A 23,713-nucleotide genomic window follows, 5' to 3' on the forward strand; every position below is an offset into this window, starting at 1 on the left:
ATTACTTTTGAGTACGTGCTGCCTACCGGTAGCACTGGACGCGCCGTGCTGGAAGCAGACGGATATGCCGTGCACGAATTGCCCTTTGTTGAAATCAGCCGACGAAAGGTGGACTTGGTGATGTACGTGCCTATGCTATTACTCAATGGTTGGAGACTGTACCGATTAGCAAAGCAACGGGGAGCGACCCTCATTCACCTCAATGATTTTTATAATCTAACGGGTTATGCGGCCCGTTTTTTTAGTCTGGGCCGGTTGCAGCTATTCGTTCACGTGCGCTTTTTGCCTCAGGTGTTGCCTCAGGTATTTGCACGGCCGTGGCGGTGGTTAGCCGAGCACGCTGCCCAGCAAGTGATTTGTGTTTCGGAAGCCGTGCGAAGCTATTTCACTACCAATCTTAATCGGGTCAAGACTGTGTATGACCCCTTGCCGACGCTTGGGGAGGTGTTGCCTCAATACTCCGTTTACGAACGGGCTGGGGGGCTGGTTCACTTGTTGTACCTCAGTAATTACATTCGGGGCAAAGGACAAGACTTTGCGCTAGAAGCGTTTCGCGCTGCTTACGCCCACAACTCCAACCTGCGTCTGCATTTTGTGGGTGGTGATATGGGCATGACCAAGAACCAAGAGTTCCGGTGCGAGTTGGAAGCCGCTGCCAGTGCCGCAGAACTAAACGAAGTAGTACGTTTTGATGGATTCGCCGCCGATACCGAAGCGGTGATGAAAGCACACGACATCGTTCTTAACTTCTCCGAGTCTGAATCATTTTCGCTGACCTGCCTAGATGCTTTGTATTATGGCGTGCCGCTGATTGCCTCCGATTGTGGCGGCCCCGCTGAGCTATTCGAGGTTGGTCGGTCGGGGCTGCTCGTGCCCAACCGCGACGTGCCGGCCATGGCCAATGCCATTAATGAACTAGCTGCTAATGTGGCTTTGCGGCAACAATTCTCGGCGGCTAGTCGCGTTTTTGTACGCCGGAAGTTTGCGCCGGCCCATACGTATCTCCTGTTGGCCGATTGCTACAACCGTGCCTTAGCCCGTGAGTAGAATTACGGGTAGCTTAGACTAAACGTGCCCGTTGCTAGGGATAAAGCTGCAAAAGGTCACCCCGCTGAATCTACAAACAAGCCGCCCCGCCCGTATTTTTAGCAATACCAGCTTCCCGGACTACATGCCGATTTCGATGCACCCAACTACCTCCGTTTTACTTTCCGTGGTTAGCCCGGTTTACTGGGCTGATGCAACGGTGGGCGAACTAGTTAAGCGTCTCATAGCCGCGCTGGAGCCCATCTCACCTCAATTTGAAATCGTTTTGGTTGACGACCGCAGCCCTGATGACTCTTGGGTCCGCATTCAGGAGCAAACTACCCGTGACCCGCGCGTACGAGGCCTGCGCCTAAGCCGCAATTTCGGCCAGCACTGTGCCATCACGGCTGGACTCGACCACTGCCGGGGCGAGTGGGTGGTGGTGATGGATTGCGACTTACAGGACCGGCCGGAGGAAATTCCGGCACTGTTTGCAGCTGCGCAAAGAGGCTATGACCTGGTGCTGGCCCGGCGTACCAATCGGCAGGATTCATGGGGGCAAAAGTTGTTGTCAAAACTCTTTTACCGGGTACTGTCATACCTCACCGATACTCCGCAAGACTCAGCAGTGGCTAATTTCGGCATATATCACCGCAAGGTGATTGCATCTGTGCTGACCATGCGAGAGAGCTTCCGGTACTTTCCCACGATGGTGCGTTGGGTGGGGTTTCGTGCTGGCTACCTCGACGTGATGCACGTCGGGCGAGCTGTGGGGTCCAGCAGCTACGGCCTCAGTCAGCGGCTGCATTTGGGATTCGATATTTTACTGGCCAACTCCGACAAGCCTCTGCGTTTGACCGTAAAATTGGGCCTTGCGCTATCGGGCGGGGCTTTCCTGTTTGTGCCTGTTACTCTGATGCGCTATTGGGTCGGCCAGATTTCTCAGCCTGGCTATACCAGCCTCATTATTTCCATTTGGTTTTTCTCGGGCTTATTGTTGTCGGTGCTTGGCATGGTGGGATTATACATTGGCAAAACATTTGAGCAGGTGAAACAACGACCTATTTATATTGTGGATGAATCGGTTGCTGTCACATCCAACCGATCACCCAGCCGGTAGTACAACCCCTGGTGTTGCTGGCCGTGAAAAGGTAGTATGCAGGCACGCTGTGCGCGATGCTTTGGCGGAAACAGCCGGGCGGATTGCGGCCCCACCTGATAACCCACTGACCTGCCGTTTCCTGCTATGTCCGGGGGAGCATCGAGCTGATGAAAGCCCAACACATCTACCACCTGTGGCTTTGAAATACACGCAGGGTAGTGATGCAGCTGCATAATTTGTGTACGTGTCGTATTCCGGCCTAGCAAGTCGGTTCCTTGATGGCGGAGAAGTTAGATGTGAGCACAGCTCTTAATACTGCATCCGTACCTTTGCCGGCCCTGCTGTTGCCCATGTATCCCGCCATTCCCTTTAATAAACCATATTTCTCAGGTAACGAAACTCGTTACATCGAGCAAGCGGTGCGTTCGGGTAAAATCTCGGGCGATGGACTGTTTACGCATAGGGTGCATCGGTTCTTTGAGCAGCAGCTTGGCTTCCAGAAAGTGATGCTTACCACTTCTTGCACCGATGCACTGGAAATGGCGGCCTTGCTGCTTAATATTCAACCTGGCGATGAGGTGCTAGTGCCGTCCTTCACCTTCGTTAGCACGGCTAATGCCTTCGTGCTGCGGGGCGCCAAGATAGTATTTGCCGACAGCACCTCCCTTAACCCCAATATTGATGCAGCTGCGCTTGAGAGTCTCATTACGCCGCGCACGCGTGTCGTTGTGCCAGTGCATTATGCTGGTATTGCCTGCGATATGGATGCGATTCAGGCCGTGGCTGAGCGGCAGGGGTTGGTAGTGGTCGAGGACGCAGCGCATGCCATCGATAGCTACCATCGGGGACGGGCATTGGGCAGCCTGGGGACTCTCGCCGCTTTCTCTTTTCACGAAACCAAGAACATTATCTCGGGTGAGGGCGGCATGCTGGCCATTAACGATGTGGACTATGGCCCTCGGGCTGAGGTCATCCGGGAGAAAGGCACGACCCGTGCTGCCTTTTTTCGGGGCGAAGTAGATAAATACGGATGGGTAGACGTGGGCTCGTCGTTTTTGCCATCGGATATTATTGCGGCCTACCTATGGGCCCAACTCGAGAACTTGGCTGATATTCAGCGGCAGCGAAAGACCATCTGGCAACGGTATTATACGGCCTTAACACCATTACGTGCGCAAGGCATTGGGTTGCCTGTCCTGCCTGACTACGCTACCAACAACGGCCACCTATTTTACCTCGTATGCCGCAGCTTGACAGAGCGAACGGCCCTTATCACTTATCTCAAGCAACGGGGTGTCTGGATAGTATTTCATTATCTCTCGTTGCATAAAAGCGCTTATTACAAGGCCCAGCATGATTCTCGTGCGCTGCCTTGGGCCGACCTTTACTCCGAGCGCCTGGTGCGACTGCCGCTTTTCTATGAACTTTCAGAAACCGACCAGGACCGTATTATCAACGAAGTGCTAGGTTTCTATCAGACGTATTAATATTTTCGAATGCGCATCTTATTTCTTGTGCCCTATCCGCCCGGTCGGGCCCCGTCGCAGCGCTTCCGTTTTGAGCAGTATCTGGCTGAATTAACGGCGGTGGGCCATACCTACCACCTGGCCCCATTCATTTCGGTGGCTACCTGGAATATCCTCTACCAGCCGGGCCAGGCAGTCGCCAAGGCCCTGGGTATTTTGGGCGGTTTTGCACGGCGGGCGGCGCTACTGTTCCGCGTGCCTGGCTACAACTTTGTGTTCATTCACCGTGAGGCTGCACCGGTAGGGCCTCCGGTATTCGAGTGGATTATCAGCAAAGTGCTGGGCAAAAAGATTATCTACGATTTCGACGACGCTATTTGGCTGGCCAATACGTCCGAAGCCAACAAGATTGCCGCAGGCGTAAAGTGGCACCATAAAGTGGCTGACATTTGCCGGTGGGCCTACAAGAACAGCTGCGGTAATACCTACTTGGCCGATTATGCCCGGCGGTTCAACCAGCGTGCCGTGGTGAACCCGACAACCATTGATACCGTGCACTTGCACAACCAAGTCCGCGACCAAGCCGCGCCGGGCCGCTTGGTCATTGGCTGGACTGGTACGCATTCCACCCTCAAGTACCTCGACCAAGTGGTGCCCGTACTGTCGAAACTAGAAGCCGAGGGGCTAGATTTTGAATTTCGGGTTATCTCGAATCAGCCACCGATGCTACCACTGCGTTCCCTCGTGTATTTACCCTGGCGCAAAGAAACTGAGATTGCCGACCTGCTGGGTTTCCATGTGGGTTTGATGCCATTGGAAGACGACCTGTGGGCAAAAGGCAAGTGTGCCTTCAAAGCGTTGCAGTATATGGCACTGGGCATCCCGGCGCTGGTGTCGCCGGTTGGCATGAACTCTGAAGTGGTAGAGCACGGCTACAACGGCTTTGTGTGCGCTACGCCTGCAGATTGGGAATTTAGCCTTCGGAAGCTATTGTCCGACGCGGGCCTGCGGCAACAACTAGGCCACGCAGCGCGCGCTACCATTGAGCAACGTTATTCTGTGCGCACCAATACCGCTAATTTTCTACGTCTGTTTTCCTAAGCCCGTGCCAGTTGCGGGGCCGCGCCTACGTTGCGGCGTTGCCTCAAACGTGGATTAGCCGTGGTTACGGTAATGCTTTGGAGGATATACAAGCCGCTGAGATAGAACGGCATAAGCGGTATTTTGTATCGTACGAGTGTGCCAAAGTTTCCGCTTGAAATTCCCACTGAAATGGCGAAAATCAGGCTGAATACAAAGCAAAGGGTTAATATAGGAGTGACGCTAATAGCAGTAAACGTTTTTACCAATCCTACTCGCCACAAAATGCGAAGTGTAAGCACCAGGAAATAAGTGGCTTCCAATGCAGACAGAAGCATGGTTGGGTTGCGAGCCTCCCATAGGAACGGGCGAAATAAAGCTACAACCAGCGCCTGTGGAGCCAATTTAGCCATACCTCCAATGGTGCCGTCCTGCGCGCCGATATTGTATCCCGAACCTTGTTCAGTCTTGCTGACTCCTTGCAAGTAATCGGCGGTTAGCTTGCTTTGAGCACCAATGTTCTCAATGTCAAATCGGGCATCTGCCGCTGAAATCTTGACAAATGCATAGCCGGCCACGAGGAGGCCTACTCCAAGAAATAAGGGCTTCGCTACCCAGCGCACAGCCGTGCTGCGAATATTGCGTGTGCTTTCGTTGAATACCCATAGTAGCGCCGGGGGCATGAATGCTAGAAGGATATAAACTTTCATTGAGAGGATTACCCCAATAGCTACTGCTCCAACTATTGAGCAGCGCAAGATATTGCGACGTTGAATGGCTCCTCGGTAAAACGCATAGAATAACCAACCTAAGGCACCTATGCAAAGAGAGTCCTTAAGTAAGCCTGAACCCCAGAAAAATACCGAAGGCAAGAAAAAAACGGCCGTTGCCAGTTCCTTATATACCTGCGGCCTAATCTTCGCGAAGGTCATGTACATGACCCACATGCCACTAAAAGTTATAACAGCAAATAGTACCGCAATAACAGTATAGGTATTGAAGGACAGGATAGCAAATATCGCTGCCACGCGTATGACGAAGTACTCGTTGCTGCCATGGCCGAACCACGTTAACTGGTCGGTATACTTGCTGATGGCTGGGGTGATGTCACCAGATGTGGTTACCAACTCCCAGCCCGCGGCAAAAGAGTCACCAAAGGCATGATATACAATTCCAGCTTGCCTATAATAATTATTGGTGTCGCCGCCGTAAAGCGTATGGTACAGAATGCCCAGAGCAATGGCACCAACTATCTTAACTGTTAGGGCTGGAATAAAATATTTTTTAGTATAAGCATTGGTTACAGAGGAGCGCAAATTATAAGCAATTATGTAAACAATCGCTAAATAAATAGGGGTTATATATAAATCTTTTAATTCCATCCTGTCTAACTCTGCTTGTTCTTTTTCAACCAAGCCTTTGCTTCCTTATACTGTTCAGACTTTCGTTCGGCCTTGTCAACCACTACAGCATAGTAGCGTTTTGCCGCCGCTGCATCTTTCTCTTTAACTGCCAAGCGCGCTAGGTTCATGTTGGAGAATAAGTAGAAGCCTCCAGAAGTGTCGCCGGTACTTTCAGAAAAGACGATGCATCGCTGGTAATAGTCTTTTGCTTTAGCAATATCGCGGTAGCGATTTTGCATTAGGTATCCTAGGAAGTAGCTGGCGTAACGGCCGCTGATGCCCTCGTAGCCTGGCATGCCTTTGTTTATCTTATCAAGGATTTCTCGGCTCACACGCTCGCAGTCGGAAAATTCGCCCTGGTCGTAAGCAAGCAGGGCGTAAAAGCGCTGGAAGTAGCCGTTGTCGGGGAAGGTAGTGGCGAGGCTACGTGCTACTGGTAGGGCCTCTTCAGCATTGTTCTCCTCGTTTTTGAGGATACGCATTAAGTATACACGAGCCTCAGTGCCAGTATAAAAGCCATTGGCGGCTACGCTGCGCAATTGCTGCATACCCAGTCTCTTGTCACCTTTAGGGAAGAACAGGAGCACTGGTTTCAGCAGTGGGTAGTTTTCGCCAATCCACACCGCGTAGTAATTGAATAGGGCCTGGCCGAACTGAAATTCTGGGCTCAGGCCGTTGGCTTCCTGGCTCTTTTTGAGATAGTTTAGTGAGCGCCGGGAATTTACTGTAGCCTTACGCCAGTCGTGCCGTTCACCGTGCAAACGGGCACTAAAACCGTAGGAAGCGGAAAGAAAGAAGCTGGCTTCGTAATTATTGTTATCGGCATCAAAGAGCTTCTGGGCCTTGGTAGCGGCAGTGTCCATATAGGCAAAGAAAGCCTTGTCGTACTGCGTCGACTGGAAGGTGGTGGGCATAATTTTCCACCACGTGTTCAGCCCCAGTAGGAAATACGGCATGGGGTGGTTAGGGTAGCGCCGTCGCAACGAACGGAATTGCTTCTCCGCCCGGTCGTACTTGAAATTGTAGATATTGTTAACGGCACCATCCAACTCAAGCTGGATGTCCTTATCCAAAAGCAGCCAGCCTTTGGTATCGATGGCCGATGGCAGTACCCCTACGGTGTCGAGCGCCACCGTTTTCATGGCAGCAGGGGTACGCATTGTATCGGGCTTCTGGGCATGGCCTAGCAGCGGCATCAGTAGCAGCCCCAAGCAGATACAAAACAGCGAACGCAGCATAGGTAGAAATTCGATAGCGGACCCGAACCATATGCCAGCCAAAATTTGGGCAGGGTAAACGGGCCTGCTAAAGTACGGACTTTGACCTAGCTTTGGGCGTAATCCTCTTTGCTTATGCAACTCTTGCACTCCCTTTGTCGTGTTCTGGCACCTGCCGGCAACGAGGCAGCTATGACGCGTTTCGTACTCGACTACGTGCGACAAACACAGGCTACCTGGCAACACCAGCCCACTATCATTGCTGACGACCGGTTTCAAGACTGCATTCTGCTGGTATTTGGCCAGCCGCGCACGGCCGTATTTGCCCACCTTGATAGCATTGGTTTCACGGTACGCTACGGGCGGCAATTGGTGCGCATTGGTGGCCCTCAGGCCGAAGCCGGCTACCGTTTGGTGGGGCACGACTCGCAAGGGGAGATAGATTGCACACTGACCATAGACGACCAAACGGGTGAATTGGGCTACGCGTTCCACCGCGATATTGACCGTGGCACGGAACTCACCTTCTACTGCGATTTTCGCGAAACCGAAACCACCATTCAAAGCTGCTATCTTGATAACCGCTTGGGTGTCTGGAATGCCCTGCGCCTATGTGAGACTTTAGAACATGGCATTGTGGCGTTTTCTTGCTGGGAAGAACATGGCGGAGGTTCGGTGGCCTACTTAGCCAAATTTATCAACGAAACATATGGCGTGCGCCAGGCGCTCATCTCTGATATTACTTGGGTGACGGAGGGAGTGTACGCCGGCCAAGGCTGCGCCATCTCGTTGCGCGACTCGCTGATTCCCCGCCGCGCTTATGTTGACCGCATCCGTGCCATTGCCGCCCAGTCGGGCATACCGCACCAATTGGAGGTGGAAGGCAGCGGCGGCTCCGATGCCAAGGAACTACAGCACGCCGCCGCGCCCTGGGATTGGTGCTTCGTGGGCGCCCCTGAGGACCACGTGCACTCGCCCGATGAGCTGGTCGACAAGCGCGACATTGCCAGTATGCTAGCGCTTTACCAAGTTTTGATGCGGGAATTGTAGCCATAGGCAATAGGTGCTTAGAGCCTGTTAAAATTTACAAGTAACTGTTAGACAAAAAGAAACCAGCCAGGTTACCGTATTTTTTCATCCGACCAAAGATGTACGAAACGGACCTGACTGATTTCCAGTGGCAAGTTATTCAAGAAATAGTGCCCGATACGCGCCGCCGCAAGTATTCGCTGCGCCTGATAGTCAATGCCTTGCTTTACCTCACCAAGAGTGGTTGCCAGTGGCGGCTGCTGCCGCACGAGTTCCCGCCGTTTCCGTTGGTCTACTACTATTTCCGCCGCTGGCAGGCCGACGGGCGCTGGGCGGCGCTCAACCAGGCCCTGGTGCGCCGCCAGCGCCAGCGGGCCGCCCCCTTCCGGCAACCGAGCCCGAGTGTGGCCATCCTCGATGCCCAATCCCTCAAATGCAGCGAGCGGGGCATACTGGACAAGGGCTTTGACGGCCACAAAAAAATCTAGGGCCGCAAGCGCCAGCTGGCCGTCGATACCGGCGGACTCCTGTTGGCGGCCCACGTCGGTCCTGCTCACGAAAACGACCGGGTCGGGGGACAAGCCGTGTTGGAAAAGCTGCGCCAACAGGCCTTTGAGCGCCTGCAGCTCGTGCTGGCGGATGCGGGTTACGGCGGTCAGCCCCTGGCGAAGTGGACCCAAGCCCACTGCGGCTGGCAACTGGAAACGGCACCTGGGCTAACCGGAAGCGGGGGCTTTACCCCCGTGCCTACCCGCTGGGTCGTCGAGCGCTCCATCAGCTGGTTGCAGTGGGACCGCCGGCTAAGCCGCGACTACGAATGCGAAACCAGCAGCGCCGAAGCAACGCTCTACTTATCCAGCATTCGACACCTCATCCGTAAATTTTAACAGGCTCTTAGATTTAAATTCCTAACAGTTGCTGTTGTACTACGGCAACGGGTGAACGCTCAGGTGTGAAAGAGTACGCACTTGAATTTATGAGCATACGCTTGCGCCTGTAGTCGAGTAGTTGTTTGAACGGGAATATCCTGTACTTCTTGACGAAAGAAAAGACTTTGCCAACTAAGCTCTGGCTGGATACATAGTCAATGTTACTATCGAACCCAGCAGGCTTTACCACGAATGGCGTGATGCACCGAATGTTTCCTATTGCTTTTTCCCGATAAAACGCAATCCATGCATCGGCAGGCTCCCGCACAGGGAATACGTACTGCATCAAGCCTCTAGCAGCTTCATTCGTGACAATGTAACCAGCTGCCGAGCCTAGCGCCCAGGGTTCCATTGGGTATACAATCCTACGGTCGTTGGGCAGTCGCTCGGTGTCCTGGTCGGAAAAAACGATAGGCATGAAGTTGTTCTGCGCAAAAAGCAGAACAACTTCATTTGCTACTAACTTAGATGCAACAGTATCAATAACGCTTTTAAAACCCTTCTCTATAACGACATCATCTTCTAAAACAAGAGCGTAGGGTATGTTTTCAGCTACCATCTTCAAATAAATAGAGTAATGGCTTAAGGCACATCCATAAGCGCCTCTCCGCTTTAAATAGGGGCGTTTTTCTACCTCCTCATGGTTGAGGGCGATTTGGATGTATTCATCTGTCAGAGTCGCTCCATCAACAGCCTTGATGATTTCATAATCAACATCTTGCGCAACAAGCTGCCGTTTAATAGACTCTCTACGTTCACTTGAACGCTCTAAATTGATAACAAATACCCTCATGGAGCGATGCGTATATTGTAAGTGTAGAAAAAATCAAAAAATTACTCTTCTGTCAAAGTTATAACCCAGCAATGGAAGTTCAAGGCGAAGTATAACTATTGGCAGGTTGCGGCTTGGTATTGTCGCGTTAGATACAGCATAGCTTAATATCAACCATATGAACTACTTTGCGTGCCGAAAATTCACACATGTCTTCCCACCCTTTTGTGCCCTTTATGACCCCATACCTTTACGCTGTGCCCGTCCTGGGCATTTTTGCGCTGCTGTACACCTGGCTCCGTGCGGGTTGGGTGGCCAAGCAAGATGCTGGCGATGCGCGCATGACTACCATCGCTGGCTACATTGCCGATGGGGCCATTGCCTTTTTGAAAGCGGAGTACAAAGTGTTGGCCCTGTTTGGGTTGATTGCTGGGGCCTTCCTTTTTTACTTGGGTACAACCAGCGGCAACTCCAGTCCCGTTATCGTCATCGCCTTCCTTATTGGGGGCGTATTCTCGGCCTTGGCAGGCTTCATAGGGATGAAAATTGCCACCAAGGCCAATGTGCGAACCGCTCAGGCAGCTAAGACTAGCCTAAGCACCGCGCTGAACGTGTCGTTTTCCGGCGGCTCTGTGATGGGCATGGGCGTGGCCGGCTTGGCCGTATTGGGATTGGGCTCCTTGTTTATTGTGTTCTACAAGATGTTTGTGCCCAGCGGCCTAGCCAACGGCCAGGAGATGGAAAAGGCGCTGGAGGTGCTCACGGGCTTCTCGCTGGGAGCCGAAAGCATTGCCCTGTTTGCCCGCGTAGGCGGCGGCATCTACACCAAAGCGGCCGACGTGGGTGCTGACCTCGTGGGCAAGGTAGAAGCCGGCATTCCGGAGGATGACCCGCGCAACCCGGCCACTATCGCCGATAACGTGGGCGACAACGTGGGCGACGTGGCTGGTATGGGCGCCGACTTGTTTGGCTCCTATGTAGCTACCATTCTGGCTACCATGGTACTGGGCCGTGAGGTAACCGTAACCGGTGACCAGTTCGGGGGGCTTTCCCCGATTTTCCTACCGATGGCTATTGCGGGCATGGGCATTATTGCCTCGCTCATCGGTATCCTTTGTGTACGAGTGAAGGAGGGCGGCAACGTACAAAGCGCCCTCAATACCGGTAACTATATTTCTGTTATCGTTTCGGCAGTTGCTTCTTACTTCTTGATTATGTGGATTCTGCCCCAGGGAAGCTTCACCATTCGCAATGTGTCGTTTGATGCCAAGGGCGTGTTCTACGCGGTGGTAGTTGGCTTGGTGGTAGGTACTCTGATGAGCATCATTACGGAGTACTACACTGCCATGGGAAAGCGCCCCGTAAACAGCATTGTGCAGCAAAGCAGCACTGGCCACGCGACTACCGTTATCGGCGGTTTGGCCGTGGGTATGGAGAGCACGGTGCTTCCCATTTTGGTACTGGCTGCGGGCATCGTGTTGAGCTACGAAGCGGCTGGCCTCTACGGGGTAGCTATTGCTGCGGCTGGCATGATGGCAACCACGGCCATGCAGCTGGCGATTGATGCCTTTGGCCCTATTGCTGACAACGCCGGTGGTATTGCCGAAATGTGCGAGCTGCCCAAGGAAGTACGCGAGCGCACTGACATTCTCGATGCGGTAGGCAACACGACGGCTGCCACGGGCAAGGGCTTTGCCATTGCTTCGGCAGCACTCACCTCGCTGGCGTTGTTCGCGGCCTTTATGGGCACGGCCAATATCACGTCCATTGATATCAGCAAGGCTCCCATTTTGGCCGGAGTGTTCATTGGGGCTATGATTCCGTTCATTTTCTCTTCGCTGGCCATTGCGGCGGTGGGGCGTGCGGCCATGGCCATGGTGCAGGAAGTGCGCCGCCAGTTCCGCGAGATTCCGGGCATCATGGAAGGCACGGGCCGTCCGGAGTACGAGAAGTGCGTCGCCATCAGCACGCAGGCGGCCATTCGGGAGATGATTTTGCCGGGTGCCATTGCGCTGCTCACTCCTATAATCGTGGGCTTCGGATGCCGGGGCCTGTTTTCGAATGCTTCTTCGGCCGAGGTGCTGGGTGGGCTGCTGGCCGGCGTGACGGTGAGCGGGGTGCTGATGGCCATGTTCCAGAGCAACGCCGGTGGAGCCTGGGATAACGCCAAGAAGTCTTTCGAAAAAGGGGTGTTGGTGAACGGCGTGATGCAGTACAAAGGTTCGGACGCGCACAAAGCTTCCGTGACCGGTGATACCGTGGGCGACCCGTTTAAGGATACTTCCGGCCCGAGCATGAACATCCTCATCAAGCTGATGAGCATCGTGTCGCTGGTTATTGCCCCTCACATTGCTGAGAAAGGCGGAGAGCGGGGCATGGCCCCCATTAAACTCGAAGGGGAGCGTATCGAAACAGCCGTGCACCCGCATGTGCGCTATGCTGAAACTTTGGCCCCGGCTGCGGTTCGGATGATTTATACAGCCCTGCGCGAGGTACGATAAACAGAACAGTGCCAGCTCAATTTTTAAGTTGAGCCGGTTCTGATGGCCCAATAAAAAGGCTGCTCCCCGGAGTGGCCTTTTTATTGGGCCATTTCGTGCTCAGGCGCGTTGGCTAGCACTCTTTGCATGGATGAGTTACGGTTCGTCGGCTTTGTAAAAACGAAGGTAAAGAAGCTGATTTCGGCTTTCTACAGGCCAACAGCGCACTTCATCCAATCCGTGAAAATTGGGCTGGCTAAGCGAATCCGTGGTTCAGACAGTAGCTTTGTGGCTCATTCTCTTCGCGCCGCATGGGTCACTCCCACATCACCATCCACAACAAAGCTTTTCGGCCGTACCTGTCGGCCTCCCGTTTGGATGAGGCCGTCGCCGGCCTGGCCGCTCGCCTCAGTGCCGATTATGCCGGGCGCCAGCCCTTGTTTGTGGTGGTGCTCACGGGGGCCTTTATGTTCGCCTCCGACCTGCTCAAGCGCATTACCGAGCCCTGCGAAATCGTCTTTATCCGGGTGGCCTCGTACGAGGGCACGGGCAGCAGCGGTGTGGTGCAGGAAATCCTCGGCTTGCGCGAAGACGTACAAGGACGCCACCTCATCCTGGTTGAGGATATCGTGGACACGGGTACTACCATCCACCACTTGCTGCCCAGTTTGTTGAGCAAAGGCCCGGCTTCGGTCGAGGTAGCCACCTTGTTTTTCAAGCCGGCCAGCCTGCGCCACCCGCTCGACCTGCGCTACGTGGCCCTGGAAATCCCCAACGACTTCGTGGTGGGCTATGGCCTTGACTACGATGGCCTCGGGCGCAATCTGCCCGATGTGTATGTGGCTGTGTAACGGTCGCTTTGTTACCGATTGATTAACTTGCCTGAGTCTTCCCACCTCCCTCACTGCCTTCTTTCCTCCTTCTTTCATGTTGAATATCGTGCTGTTCGGCCCGCCCGGTGCCGGTAAAGGAACCCAGAGTCAAAAGCTCATTGCCCAATACAACCTCGTGCACCTGAGCACCGGCGACCTGCTGCGGGCCCAGATAGCCCAGGGCACCGAACTTGGGCTAACCGCCAAAAAACTGATGGACGAAGGCCTGCTGGTGCCCGATGAAGTGGTAATCGGCATGATAGGCTACGCTCTGCAGGCAAATAAGGAAACCGCCGGCGGTTTCATCTTCGACGGCTTCCCGCGCACCGTGCCCCAGGCCGAGCGGCTCGACCAACTGATGGCCCAGCACAACAGCAGCATCAACTGCATGATTGCCCTTGAGGTAGCCGAGGAGGAACTGGTGACGCGCCTGCTGGAGCGCGGCAAAACCAGCGGCCGCCCCGATGACCAGGACGAAAGCAAAATCCGCCGCCGCGTAACGGTGTACAACACCGAAACCGCCCAGGTAGCCGGCTACTATGCCGCCCAAAACAAATTCCACGCCCTCAACGGCATCGGTCCCATTGATTCCATCTTCAGCCAGATTTGCGCGATAATCGACCAACACAAAGCGCCTACCGCCGAGAGTCCCGCTCAGGCCACGCGCGAAGTGAAGGCGTAAGCACGTTTGTTACCAATTTCTAGTTGTCATCCTGAGCGGAGCGAAGGACCTTGCCTCGGCGGTACGATTTGGCATTCAGCGCAAATCGTTCGGCTGGCAAAAGGTCCCTGCCTCTGCTCAGGATGACTGTTTTTTTACTTTAATACCTCCCGCTTCGTGGCTTCCAATAACTTTATCGATTACGTTAAACTCATCTGCCGTTCGGGCAAAGGCGGGGCGGGCTCGCACCACTTTTTCCGGGCCAAGGGCCTGCCCAACGGCGGCCCCGACGGGGGCGACGGCGGCCGCGGCGGCCATATCATCCTCGAGGGCAACTCGCAACTGTGGACGCTGCTGCACCTGCAGTACCAAAAGCACGTCTTTGCCAAAGACGGCGAAGGCGGCGGCGAGAACCTGCGCAGCGGCGCGCAGGGCGAAGACATCGTGCTGCAAGTGCCCCTGGGCACCGTAGCGCGCGACCCTGATGGCACCCACCTGCTGGAAATTACGGAGCATGGCCAGCGGCTTGTTCTCGTGCCCGGCGGGCGCGGCGGCTGGGGTAATGACCATTTCAAGAATTCCATCAACCAGGCGCCGACTTATGCCCAGCCCGGGGAGCCGGCCATCGAGGCCATCATCATTCTTGAACTGAAGCTGCTGGCCGATGTGGGCCTAGTAGGTTTCCCAAACGCAGGCAAAAGCACGCTGCTCTCAGTGGTATCGGCGGCCAAGCCCAAGATTGCCGACTACGCCTTCACTACGCTGGTGCCCAACCTGGGCGTGGTGGCCTACCGCGACTACAAATCCTTTGTGATGGCCGACATTCCCGGCATCATCGAGGGGGCGGCGGAAGGAAAGGGGCTGGGCACGCGCTTCCTGCGCCACATCGAGCGCAACTCCATGCTGCTCTTTATGATAAGCTGCGACAGCCCCGACATTGCGGCGGAGTACCAGGTGTTGGTAAACGAGCTGGAGCAGTTCAATCCCGAACTGCTGGACAAGAAGCGCCTGCTGGCCGTCACGAAATCCGACATGATTGACGAGGAGCTGGAAGCGGAAATCCGCCAGACCCTCCCGACCGATATTCCTTCCATCTTCATCTCCAGCCTCACGAACAAGAACATTGTGCAGCTGAAGGACCTGATTTGGGAAGCCCTGCAGCAGACCCGTCGCGATGCGGCACCCGTGCGCCAGAGCTACCTCGAGGAAGACAGCCAAGCATGAGCTCCTGCATAGTGCCCATGTAGCTATGCTATTTGCTTGAGCATCGCGTAGCTGGTGAGTATGGGGTTGCCGCCCGTGAAGGAGGTGCCCTGTGCCACATTGGCAGCCAAGCACCCTTTGGCAAGTTCCTTGTGCCCGCAAGGTGACTAACCGGCTAACCCCGTGAAAAACCCTTTCCGACGAATATTCCCCAAAATGGCTGACGAAAATAACCTGCCCCAGGACGACAACCTGACCGTAGACCCCACTCATGCAGCTGGCGAAATGGCCGATGCCGATGGCGAAACCACGGGCGATGCCACGGCAACGGCCGCGCCACACGCCGAAGAGACGCGCACGGATGCTGAGCTGGCGGACCTGAAAGACAAGTACCTGCGCTTGGCCGCCGAGTTTGAGAACTACAAGCGCCGCACCACCAAGGAGCGGATTGAGCTGTTCAAAACCGCTAACCAGGAGCTGATGACGGCCTTGCTGCCGGTGCTTGATGATTTCGAGCGGGCCCGCAATGCTACCCAGGATACCACCGACGCCAACGCCGTTCGCGAAAGCCTCGACATTATTCAGAACAAACTGAACAAAACCCTGCAGCAAAAGGGTTTGACCGCCATGGACGCGAAAGGCGGCGACTTTGATGCCGAATTGCACGAGGCCATCACTCAGATTCCGGCGCCCAGCGAAGCGTTGCGCGGCAAAATCGTGGACGTGGTGGAGCCGGGCTATTATTTGGGCGACAAGGTTATCCGTCACGCCAAGGTTGTGTTGGGGCAGTAAGTATCTTTGTAGAGATAGGCTCCCGATAATTTTTAGAAGAAGATGGCTACCAAGCGCGATTATTACGAAATACTAGGCATTGCCAAAAACGCGGCGGGCGACGAAATCAAGTCGGCTTACCGCAAGATGGCCATCAAGTACCACCCCGATAAAAACCCGGACGACCCGACGGCCGAAGACAAGTTTAAGGAGGCTGCCGAGGCTTACGAAGTTCTCAGCGACGGCGACAAGCGTGCCCGCTACGACCGGTTTGGCCATCAGGGCATGGGCGGCAACAGCCACGCGCCGAACATGGAAGACATCTTCTCGCAGTTCGGCGATATTTTCGGAGGCGGCGGGGGCTTCGAGGGCTTCTTTGGCGGGCGCCAGGGCGGCGGGCGGCGCCAGCGCAAGGGCTCGAACCTGCGCATCAAGCTGAAGCTCGACCTGGAAGAAATTGCCAATGGCGTCGAGAAGAAAATCAAGGTGAAGCGCTACGTGGCCTGCCAGCCCTGCAGCGGCACCGGCGCCAAAAACGGCACGGAGCTGAAAACCTGCCAGACCTGCCAGGGCTCGGGCCAGACCAAGCGCGTGGTGAACACCATGCTCGGGCAGATGGTGAGCAGCAGCACCTGCCCCACCTGCAACGGCGAAGGCAAAACCGTGACCGCCACCTGCGACGTGTGCAAAGGCGAAGGCCGGCAGCTACACGAGGAAGTAATTCCCATCAACATCCCGGCGGGCGTGGCCAACGACATGCAGCTGAGCATGAGCGGCAAAGGCAACTTCCCCGAGCGCGGCGGCGTGCCCGGCGACCTGCTCATTCAGATTGAAGAGGAGCCGCACGAATTCCTGAAGCGCGACGGCAACAACATCATGTTCGAGCAGTACATCTCCTTCGTGGATGCTGCTCTGGGGGCTAACCTCGAGGTGCCGACCATTGAAGGGAAAGTGAAAATCAAGGTTGAGCCGGGCACCCAGCCGGGCAAAATCCTGCGCCTGCGCGGCAAAGGCATCAAAGACCTGAACGGCTACGGCCGCGGCGACCAACTCATTCACCTGAATGTGTGGACGCCGAAGCACGTGAGCAGCCAGGAGCGCGAGATTCTGGAGAAGCTGCGCGATTCGGATAACTTCGTGCCGCATCCCGGTAAGAACGAGAAAGGCTTCTTTGAGAAAGTAAAGGAGTATTTTGCCTAAGCACCGTTTTAGGCAGCTTGCCTAAATGGACTGTTTGTTTGATAAAAGCCCCGTCTGGCCCTTGGCCGGACGGGGCTTTTGCGTTTATCTGGGGTGTTTTGGGGCACAGTGATGGTCAGATGAGTAGGCCGTTACTTTGCCAGATAAGTTGGGCTGAAAATAAATTATTGAGCCGGTGTAATGCGTCGCTTGTTGGTGGCGATTAACTTTCTGAAACCATTGCTTCACATGCCTCCCACCGCGCCATCTGCCGATTTTGTTGCTGTGCTGCAGGAATACCAGCCGTTGGTGCGGCGCGTGGCCCGGCTCTACTGCCAGGATGCCGACGACCGGCAGGACTTGTTTCAGGAGATTGTGCTACAGCTCTGGCGGGCGTGGCCGCGCTACGTGCCGCACCCGGGCACCAAACTCAGCACCTGGCTCTACCGCATTGCCCTGAACGTGGCCATCTCCAACCTGCGCCAGCGTACCCGCCGGCCGGCGCCGGGCGAACTGGACGACGAGGCCCTGGCCGTAGCCCAAGCCCCCGACAATGGGCCCGATGCCGACGACCAGGCGGCCCTTTACCAAGCCATCAACCGCTTGTCGGAGGTCGACAAGGCCTTCATTCTGCTTTACCTCGAAGACCGGCCCTACGATGAAATGGCCGACATTCTGGGCATCACCCAAAACAATGTGCGCGTGAAAATGCACCGCGTGCAGGAAAAGCTCCGCTCATTTTTACTCCACGCCGCCTAATGGAACTCGACGACCTCCGCCGCAAGTGGCAGCAGCCCGACCCGGCCCATAGCCCAACTGTGAGCCCCGCCCAATGGGACGGCCTGCTGGCCCAGGAATCGGACAACCTGGTGGAAAAAATGCGTCGCAGCGCCCGCCGTGAGCTTTTCTTCACCAGCTGCTTTACCGTGCTGGCCGCCGTGGTGTTCTACCGCTACCGGCAGCCCATAGTGCATTTGCAGGTCTATCTGTTTGGGCCATTGCTGGCCGTGCTGTACTACTACTTTTACCGCAAGCTGAAGATATTGAAGGCGATGGGCGGAGCGGAGGGGCACGTGCGGGGCCATTTGCAGCGCTTGTGCTCGGGCTTGCGCAATTTGCTACGCTTCTACTACCGCCTCACCATGGGCACCATCCCGGTAGCGGCCCTGCTGTGTTTGGTCATTATCATCAACATGGAAATTGCCCGGCCCGGCCCGTTTCGGGTGAAGGCCATGCTGGCGATTGGGGGCTTCATCCTGTACTGCCTCGGGGTGGGGTGGGTGATGGCCAAGGCCACGCCCAAGTACCTGCAAAAGCTTTATGGCCGGCATCTAGACCATCTCGAAGCAAACTTGCGCGAGTTAGGCGACGAACACACCGGTTGATATTCGGCTCATTCTCCTACTTTTAACCCACCAACTAACTCTTTTTTCTGTGAAACCTATTCTTGAAGCCATCGACGTGCGAAAGGCTTACGCCAACCACGTTGCCCTCGACGGGGTGAGCCTCTCCATTCCGGAGGGCAGCATCTTCGGCCTGCTCGGGCCCAACGGCGCCGGCAAAACCTCGCTCATCCGCATCATCACCCAGATTACGGGGGCCGACGAGGGTGAAATCCGCTTCCGCGGCGAGCGGCTCAACCCCAGCCACATTGCCCAGATTGGCTACCTGCCCGAGGAGCGCGGCCTGTACAAAAAAATGAAAGTAGGGGAGCAACTGCTCTACCTGGCGCAGCTGCGCGGCCTGAGCCGGGCCGATGCCACCCAGCGCATCAAGCAGTGGCTCACCCGCTTCGAGATAAAAGAATGGGCCTCGAAAAACGTGGAAGACCTGAGCAAGGGCATGCAGCAGAAGGTGCAGTTCATTGCCACGGTGTTGCACCAGCCCAGCCTGATTATCCTCGACGAGCCGTTTTCGGGTTTCGACCCCATCAACGCCAACCTGATTAAGGACGAGATTCTGGAGCTGCGCAACCAGGGCGCCACCATCATTTTCTCGACTCACCGGATGGAATCGGTGGAGGAAATGTGCGACAACATTGCTCTCATTAACCGCTCGCGCAAGGTGCTGGACGGTCCCATTGGCGTGATTCGCGACCAGTTCAAGACCAATACCTACGAGGTGGAAGGCAAGGGCAAACTGATAGTGGTGCACCCCGATTTTGAAGTGGTGGAACAGAAGGAGCGCGAAAACGGCCATTTCTATGCCCGGGTGCAACTGCACGCTGGCGTGCGCCCCAACGACTTACTGCGCTACCTCATCGGGGCAGTGGAGGTAGAAGCCTTCCGGGAAAAAATTCCGAGCATCAACGAGATTTTTATTCGGCGCGTGCGCGAAACCATGCCCGAGACGCTGCTCGAAGAGGCCGTCTAAAAACGCTTGTCATGCTGACGAAGGAAGCACCTTATCACGGCTGCTTTCGTCAGAAATCTGATTTACCCGAATGGCGCGAACGTGATAAGATGCTTCGCGCTGCTCAGCATGAAACAACCATTCATTATGGCTTCTAAATTTTTACTCGTTGCTCAACGCGAATACCTAACCCGGGTTCGCAAAAGAGCCTTTATCATTCTTACCCTGGCCGTGCCGCTGCTGCTGGCGGGCTTCGGGGTGTTCATTGCTAAACTCGCACAGTCGGACGACAGCACCGAAGTGGTGGAGGTGCGCGACGACAGCGGCCTCAACCTGGCCACCCGCCTCGTGAGCACGCCCCAACTGCGCTTTGTGCCCGCCACGGGCACGCTGGCCGAGGCCAAGAAGGGGTTCGTAAAAGCCAAGCACGAGGGCCTGCTGTACCTGCCTGCCGGCCTCGACGTGGAAAAGCCCACCAACGTGCAGTTTTTCGGCAAAGGCAACATCAGCCTGAAGCGGCAGCTGGCCGTGGAAAACGCCCTGAACAAGGCATTTTCGGAATTGAAGATGCAGAAGTCGGGCCTCTCGCAGGAGCAGCTCGACCGCCTGCGCTCGAAAGTGGACCTGAAAGCCACCAGCCTCGACGACACCGGCAAAGAAGCCGACAGCAACGCCCTGGCCACCTCCGGCACGGCCTACGTGCTGGCGCTGGCCATTTACCTGTTTATTTTCATCTACGGCGTGCAGATTATGCGCGGGGTAGGGGAGGAAAAATCGAGCCGGATTATGGAGGTGATGCTGTCATCGGTGAAGCCGTTTGATTTGATGATGGGCAAGATTGTGGGCATTGCGGCCGTTGGGCTCACGCAGTTTCTGCTGTGGGGCCTGCTGTCGGTGGGTGCTTCCACGGTGCTGGTGCCGCTACTCACGGGAGCCGATAAGGACAAGCCCAAAACGGAAGTAGCCGCCACTACTACCACCGCGCCGGGCACCGCATCTACGGCCTCTGCCGATGGCGAGCCGCAATCCGCCGCCGGCCGCTTCGACCGCGGCATGAGCCAGCAAAACGCGCAAATGAACCCCAGCAAGCGCTTCGACATCTTCAGCACGCTGGGCAATCTGCCCATCGGTACCATCCTTTTCGGCTTCATCGTCTACTTCCTCGGCGGCTATCTGCTGTACGGGGCGCTGTTTGGGGCCGTGGGCGCCGCCGTCGACGACCAGACCGATACCCAGCAGTTTATGTTTCCGATTACCATGCCGCTCATACTGAGCTACATCGTGGGCCTGTCGGTGATTTTGCGCAATCCCGATGGCCCGGTGGCTTTCTGGATGTCGATGATTCCCTTTACCTCGCCCATTGCCATGGTCATCCGCCTGCCGTTTGGCGTGCCGATGTGGCAGCTGGCCTTGTCCATCTTCCTGCTCATTCTGGGCTTCATCGGCACGGTGTGGGTGGCAGCGCGCATCTACCGCGTGGGCGTGCTCATGTACGGCAAGAAGGTGACCTACCGCGAACTGGGCAAGTGGATGTTCTATAAGGGGTAAGCGCCGCGCTTCGAACTTTGAACGTCGTGCGGGGCTTGTGGAAGCAGCTCAACTTCGGGAGTAATTCATTACTTGCGCGGTAGAGTCGCTTCCACAAGCCCCGCACGACGTTCTTTTTATAATGACAGCTCCCGCAAACCGCCTAATCGTTGTTCTCTGCCTGGCCCTAACCGGCTTTGCCTTCACCGGCGACCGGCCGGCCTACCGCCTCTTCACCGCCTCGGGCCAGGCTGCTGACTACGACCAGATGCTTGGTGAGCTGGCGCAGGCCGATGTCGTGCTTTTTGGCGAGCAGCACAACGATGTAATTGCCCACTGGCTGGAGCTGCAGGTAGCCAAGGACCTGCTGCGCCTGAAAAAGCCCGGCCAGGTGGTGCTGGGAATGGAGATGTTTGAGCGCGATGTGCAGCCCTTGGTGGCCCAATACGCCGCCCACTCCCTCGCCGATACCGCCTTCGAGCGCCAGGCCCGCCCGTGGCCCAACTACGCCACCGACTACCGCCCGTTGCTGCAGTTCGCCCGGGACAACAAAATCCCCGTCGTGGGCACCAATGCGCCGCGCCCTTTTGCCCAGGCCGTCGCGCGCGGCAGCCTCAAAGCCCTCGACAAACTGCCCGCCGTTGACCGCGCCCTACTGGCCCCACTGCCCCTGAAGGTGAATTATGACCTGCCCGGCTATAAAAACATGGCCGCCATGTTTGGCGGCGATAGCAAAACCCACGGGGGCGGTGCCCAAAACATCATCCAGGCCCAGGCCCTGAAAGATGCCACCATGGCCCACTTCATTCAAGCCAGCCGCCAGGAAGGCCAAACCCTGCTCCACCTCAACGGCAGCTACCACTCCGACCACCACGATGGCATTGTGGCCTACTTGAGCCAATACGCCCCCAAGCTGCGCGTCAAAACCCTCAGCGTCGTGACGCAGGAGCAACTGCAGCAGCTGGATAAGGAGCAGGTGAATGTGGCCGATTACGTGGTGGTGGTGCCGGCCGATATGAGCAAATCTTACTGAGATGCCGTAGGCTTGGCAAAACGATTCAACCCACTTCCGCTTTTTCTGGTATGAGAAGGCGAACGGTTGCCGCTAAGTACTCATTCCTTTTGCTTCGTATGATTTCTACTCAGGATTACCACGCCTTGCCTGATGCCGCCGCTTTAAAGCGTCTTTGTAAGTCGCTGGCTGTGCTCGATGCCATCAACTCCCCGGAGCTCGAGTACCGCTACTACACCTACAACCAGGAGTGGGCCGAGGGAGAAGAAGTACTGGAGATGAGCGACGGCGAAGGCGACCAGATGCTGATTTTATTCCGCGAGGAAGGTTGCGTTATCAACGGCTATTTGCAGGAATACGACCAGCCCAACAAAGCCCAATTGACCCGCGGCTTACCCGATTATTTTGAGGAGTTCATCTTTGGTGAGCCCGTCAATTCCATCGGAACCACTTTCTGCCTCTGGTATACCGCGGAGCATGGTTGGCAAACCGGCGTAGTAGAAAACGAAGAGGACGGCTCGGAAGAACTGCTTTTTATATTGGATGGCCAGCCCGAAACCTATGCGGAGTGGGCCAACGAGTACTTTACTGAAGACACCGACCGAAAGCCCATCGGTCTTGAGGCTGTAGCCAAAATCTATCGAGGCGAAGTGCTTACCAAATCCATGGTGTCGGCCATCAATGATGAGCTGGAAGACTGGTCGCTGCTCGAAGCAGATTTGCATGCTATTGGCTACCCCTATAATTTCAGTTCAGTTAACGGAGCGAGACTTTAGCTTGTTGGGCTGGCTATTTCACTCTTAGCGGGAGGCATAATCACTGTGGATGTTTATGGCTATCCTCGCTTTTTTATGGGTGCCGACTGCTTAAGCCAAGTTAATAAACCTGAGTTGCTTCACGAACGGTAGGCCAGCAGAATGGAAATAGAAGTATGCACAACTCTAAATGGCAAAGGCAAGGCCGAAAAGTGGATTCGCTGATTCAATTTGTAATTTGCGCCCTCAAACCCTAACCTCATATAATTTCAGTTATAGCCACTGCTAATTACTATATGGCCACTAGTGACATACAAAAAATAACTTTATTTCAACAAATAGGGACTCAGCTTAATCAGCAAGGCTTTACTATTGCCAAGGAAGACCCAACGCGGCCGTGGGGTGGGTTTTTTGTCATTGACGAAGAACAAGCTCAGTTGTTCGCTGATGTGTACTTTAATGGCATGCTCATAGACCAGCTGCGTATTTCGGGCAAGCTTAGCCCCAAGGTATTGCTCGTGGCTCCTCTCCAGCGACTTTCGTGGCAGTACCACCACCGCCGCGCCGAAATCTGGCAGGTGGTGCAGGGGCCTGTTGGTGTAGCTACCAGCTTAACCGACGAGCAAGGGGAGGTGAAAAGCTACCAGGTGGGCGAGCGCATCATTTTGCAGCAGGGCGAGCGGCACCGGCTGGTAGGGCTGAAGGAATGGGGCATTCTCGCCGAAATCTGGCAGCACACCGATGCCAACAACCCGTCGGACGAAGACGATATCGTGCGTGTCCAGGACGATTTTGGACGCTAAGCCCAAAGAACCCATTGCACTGCTAAAACACAGTTAATAAAAAAGCCCGGCAGGACCGGGTTTTTTGTGCGCCT

At 55.5% G+C, this 23,713-nt stretch carries 22 protein-coding genes and 1 pseudogene; 20 read left to right on the forward strand and 3 right to left on the reverse strand.

Going from position 1 to position 23,713, the window contains the following annotated elements; genetic code table 11:
- Positions 1-15: 15 nt before the first annotated feature.
- The 4 genes from LJ738_RS18470 (at position 16) to LJ738_RS18485 (ending at position 4,695) form a co-directional block, all read left to right on the forward strand.
- Complete coding sequence (locus LJ738_RS18470) at positions 16-1,047, forward strand: glycosyltransferase family 4 protein (RefSeq protein WP_227787833.1); 1,032 nt, start codon at positions 16-18, stop codon at positions 1,045-1,047.
- A 124-nt stretch (positions 1,048-1,171) separates the two neighbouring features.
- Entirely contained in the window at positions 1,172-2,146 is a 975-nt protein-coding gene (locus LJ738_RS18475) for a glycosyltransferase family 2 protein (protein ID WP_227787834.1), read from the forward strand.
- Positions 2,147-2,478: 332 nt separating this feature from the next.
- Positions 2,479-3,615, forward strand: coding sequence for a dTDP-4-amino-4,6-dideoxygalactose transaminase (rffA, locus tag LJ738_RS18480; protein WP_227787835.1), 1,137 nt, complete (start codon positions 2,479-2,481; stop codon positions 3,613-3,615).
- 9 nt (positions 3,616-3,624) lie between these two features.
- Positions 3,625-4,695, forward strand: a complete 1,071-nt coding sequence (locus LJ738_RS18485) for a glycosyltransferase family 4 protein (protein WP_227787836.1) — start codon at positions 3,625-3,627, stop codon at positions 4,693-4,695.
- Here LJ738_RS18485 and LJ738_RS18490 read toward each other — a convergent pair.
- A complete protein-coding gene (locus LJ738_RS18490) occupies positions 4,692-6,089 on the reverse strand; it encodes a hypothetical protein (RefSeq protein WP_227787837.1) in 1,398 nt (465 codons plus the stop codon). The two genes, LJ738_RS18485 and LJ738_RS18490, sit on opposite strands and share 4 nt — an antisense overlap.
- Positions 6,062-7,315, reverse strand: a complete 1,254-nt coding sequence (locus tag LJ738_RS18495) for a tetratricopeptide repeat protein (RefSeq protein ID WP_227787838.1) — start codon at positions 7,313-7,315, stop codon at positions 6,062-6,064. The genes LJ738_RS18490 and LJ738_RS18495 overlap by 28 nt, the downstream gene beginning before the upstream one ends.
- Before the next feature lie 114 nt (positions 7,316-7,429).
- On the opposite strand from LJ738_RS18495, the gene LJ738_RS18500 reads away from it, so the two are divergent.
- From LJ738_RS18500 to LJ738_RS18510, 3 genes and pseudogenes are all read left to right on the forward strand, one after another.
- A complete protein-coding gene (locus LJ738_RS18500; protein WP_227787839.1) occupies positions 7,430-8,344 on the forward strand; it encodes a M20/M25/M40 family metallo-hydrolase in 915 nt (304 codons plus the stop codon).
- 98 nt (positions 8,345-8,442) lie between these two features.
- Positions 8,443-8,811, forward strand: coding sequence for a transposase (locus LJ738_RS18505; protein WP_227787840.1), 369 nt, complete (start codon positions 8,443-8,445; stop codon positions 8,809-8,811).
- Positions 8,812-8,823: 12 nt separating this feature from the next.
- Positions 8,824-9,210: pseudogene (locus tag LJ738_RS18510) on the forward strand (transposase); the annotation flags it as partial.
- 13 nt (positions 9,211-9,223) lie between these two features.
- On the opposite strand, the gene LJ738_RS18515 reads toward LJ738_RS18510, so the two are convergent.
- The gene (locus LJ738_RS18515) at positions 9,224-10,045 is read right to left on the reverse strand and encodes a glycosyltransferase family 25 protein (protein ID WP_227787841.1); all 822 of its coding nucleotides are present in this window, start codon (positions 10,043-10,045) and stop codon (positions 9,224-9,226) included.
- Between the two features lie 215 nt (positions 10,046-10,260).
- Between LJ738_RS18515 and LJ738_RS18520 the strand changes: the two genes are divergently transcribed.
- The 13 genes from LJ738_RS18520 to LJ738_RS18580 all read left to right on the forward strand — a co-directional run bounded on the left by LJ738_RS18520 (position 10,261) and on the right by LJ738_RS18580 (position 23,639).
- Positions 10,261-12,525, forward strand: a complete 2,265-nt coding sequence (locus LJ738_RS18520) for a sodium-translocating pyrophosphatase (protein WP_227787842.1) — start codon at positions 10,261-10,263, stop codon at positions 12,523-12,525.
- A 290-nt stretch (positions 12,526-12,815) separates the two neighbouring features.
- Positions 12,816-13,355 (forward strand): phosphoribosyltransferase, encoded by a 540-nt coding sequence (locus LJ738_RS18525; protein WP_227787843.1) that lies wholly within the window; start codon positions 12,816-12,818, stop codon positions 13,353-13,355.
- A gap of 76 nt (positions 13,356-13,431) precedes the next feature.
- A complete protein-coding gene (locus LJ738_RS18530) occupies positions 13,432-14,058 on the forward strand; it encodes an adenylate kinase (RefSeq protein WP_227787844.1) in 627 nt (208 codons plus the stop codon).
- A 156-nt stretch (positions 14,059-14,214) separates the two neighbouring features.
- The gene (gene obgE / locus LJ738_RS18535; RefSeq protein ID WP_227787845.1) at positions 14,215-15,261 is read left to right on the forward strand and encodes a GTPase ObgE; all 1,047 of its coding nucleotides are present in this window, start codon (positions 14,215-14,217) and stop codon (positions 15,259-15,261) included.
- 195 nt (positions 15,262-15,456) lie between these two features.
- Entirely contained in the window at positions 15,457-16,032 is a 576-nt protein-coding gene (locus LJ738_RS18540; RefSeq protein WP_227787846.1) for a nucleotide exchange factor GrpE, read from the forward strand.
- A 42-nt stretch (positions 16,033-16,074) separates the two neighbouring features.
- Positions 16,075-17,211 (forward strand): molecular chaperone DnaJ, encoded by a 1,137-nt coding sequence (gene dnaJ, locus LJ738_RS18545; RefSeq protein WP_227787847.1) that lies wholly within the window; start codon positions 16,075-16,077, stop codon positions 17,209-17,211.
- A 228-nt stretch (positions 17,212-17,439) separates the two neighbouring features.
- Positions 17,440-17,949 (forward strand): RNA polymerase sigma factor, encoded by a 510-nt coding sequence (locus LJ738_RS18550; protein ID WP_227787848.1) that lies wholly within the window; start codon positions 17,440-17,442, stop codon positions 17,947-17,949.
- Entirely contained in the window at positions 17,949-18,575 is a 627-nt protein-coding gene (locus LJ738_RS18555; protein ID WP_227787849.1) for a hypothetical protein, read from the forward strand. Before LJ738_RS18550 ends, LJ738_RS18555 begins: the two co-directional genes overlap by 1 nt.
- A 49-nt stretch (positions 18,576-18,624) precedes the next feature.
- On the forward strand, positions 18,625-19,563 hold the full coding sequence (locus tag LJ738_RS18560) for an ABC transporter ATP-binding protein (RefSeq protein WP_227787850.1): 939 nt from the start codon (positions 18,625-18,627) through the stop codon (positions 19,561-19,563).
- Positions 19,564-19,689: 126 nt separating this feature from the next.
- On the forward strand, positions 19,690-21,090 hold the full coding sequence (locus tag LJ738_RS18565; protein WP_227787851.1) for an ABC transporter permease: 1,401 nt from the start codon (positions 19,690-19,692) through the stop codon (positions 21,088-21,090).
- A 121-nt stretch (positions 21,091-21,211) separates the two neighbouring features.
- Positions 21,212-22,102 (forward strand): ChaN family lipoprotein, encoded by an 891-nt coding sequence (locus LJ738_RS18570; RefSeq protein ID WP_227787852.1) that lies wholly within the window; start codon positions 21,212-21,214, stop codon positions 22,100-22,102.
- A gap of 98 nt (positions 22,103-22,200) precedes the next feature.
- Positions 22,201-22,857, forward strand: coding sequence for a hypothetical protein (locus tag LJ738_RS18575; protein WP_227787853.1), 657 nt, complete (start codon positions 22,201-22,203; stop codon positions 22,855-22,857).
- 275 nt (positions 22,858-23,132) lie between these two features.
- Positions 23,133-23,639, forward strand: coding sequence for a cupin domain-containing protein (locus tag LJ738_RS18580; protein WP_227787854.1), 507 nt, complete (start codon positions 23,133-23,135; stop codon positions 23,637-23,639).
- Positions 23,640-23,713 lie beyond the last annotated feature (74 nt).

The sequence above is a fragment of the Hymenobacter plasmatis genome, from assembly GCF_020711255.1.
Classification (GTDB): Bacteria; Bacteroidota; Bacteroidia; order Cytophagales; family Hymenobacteraceae; genus Hymenobacter.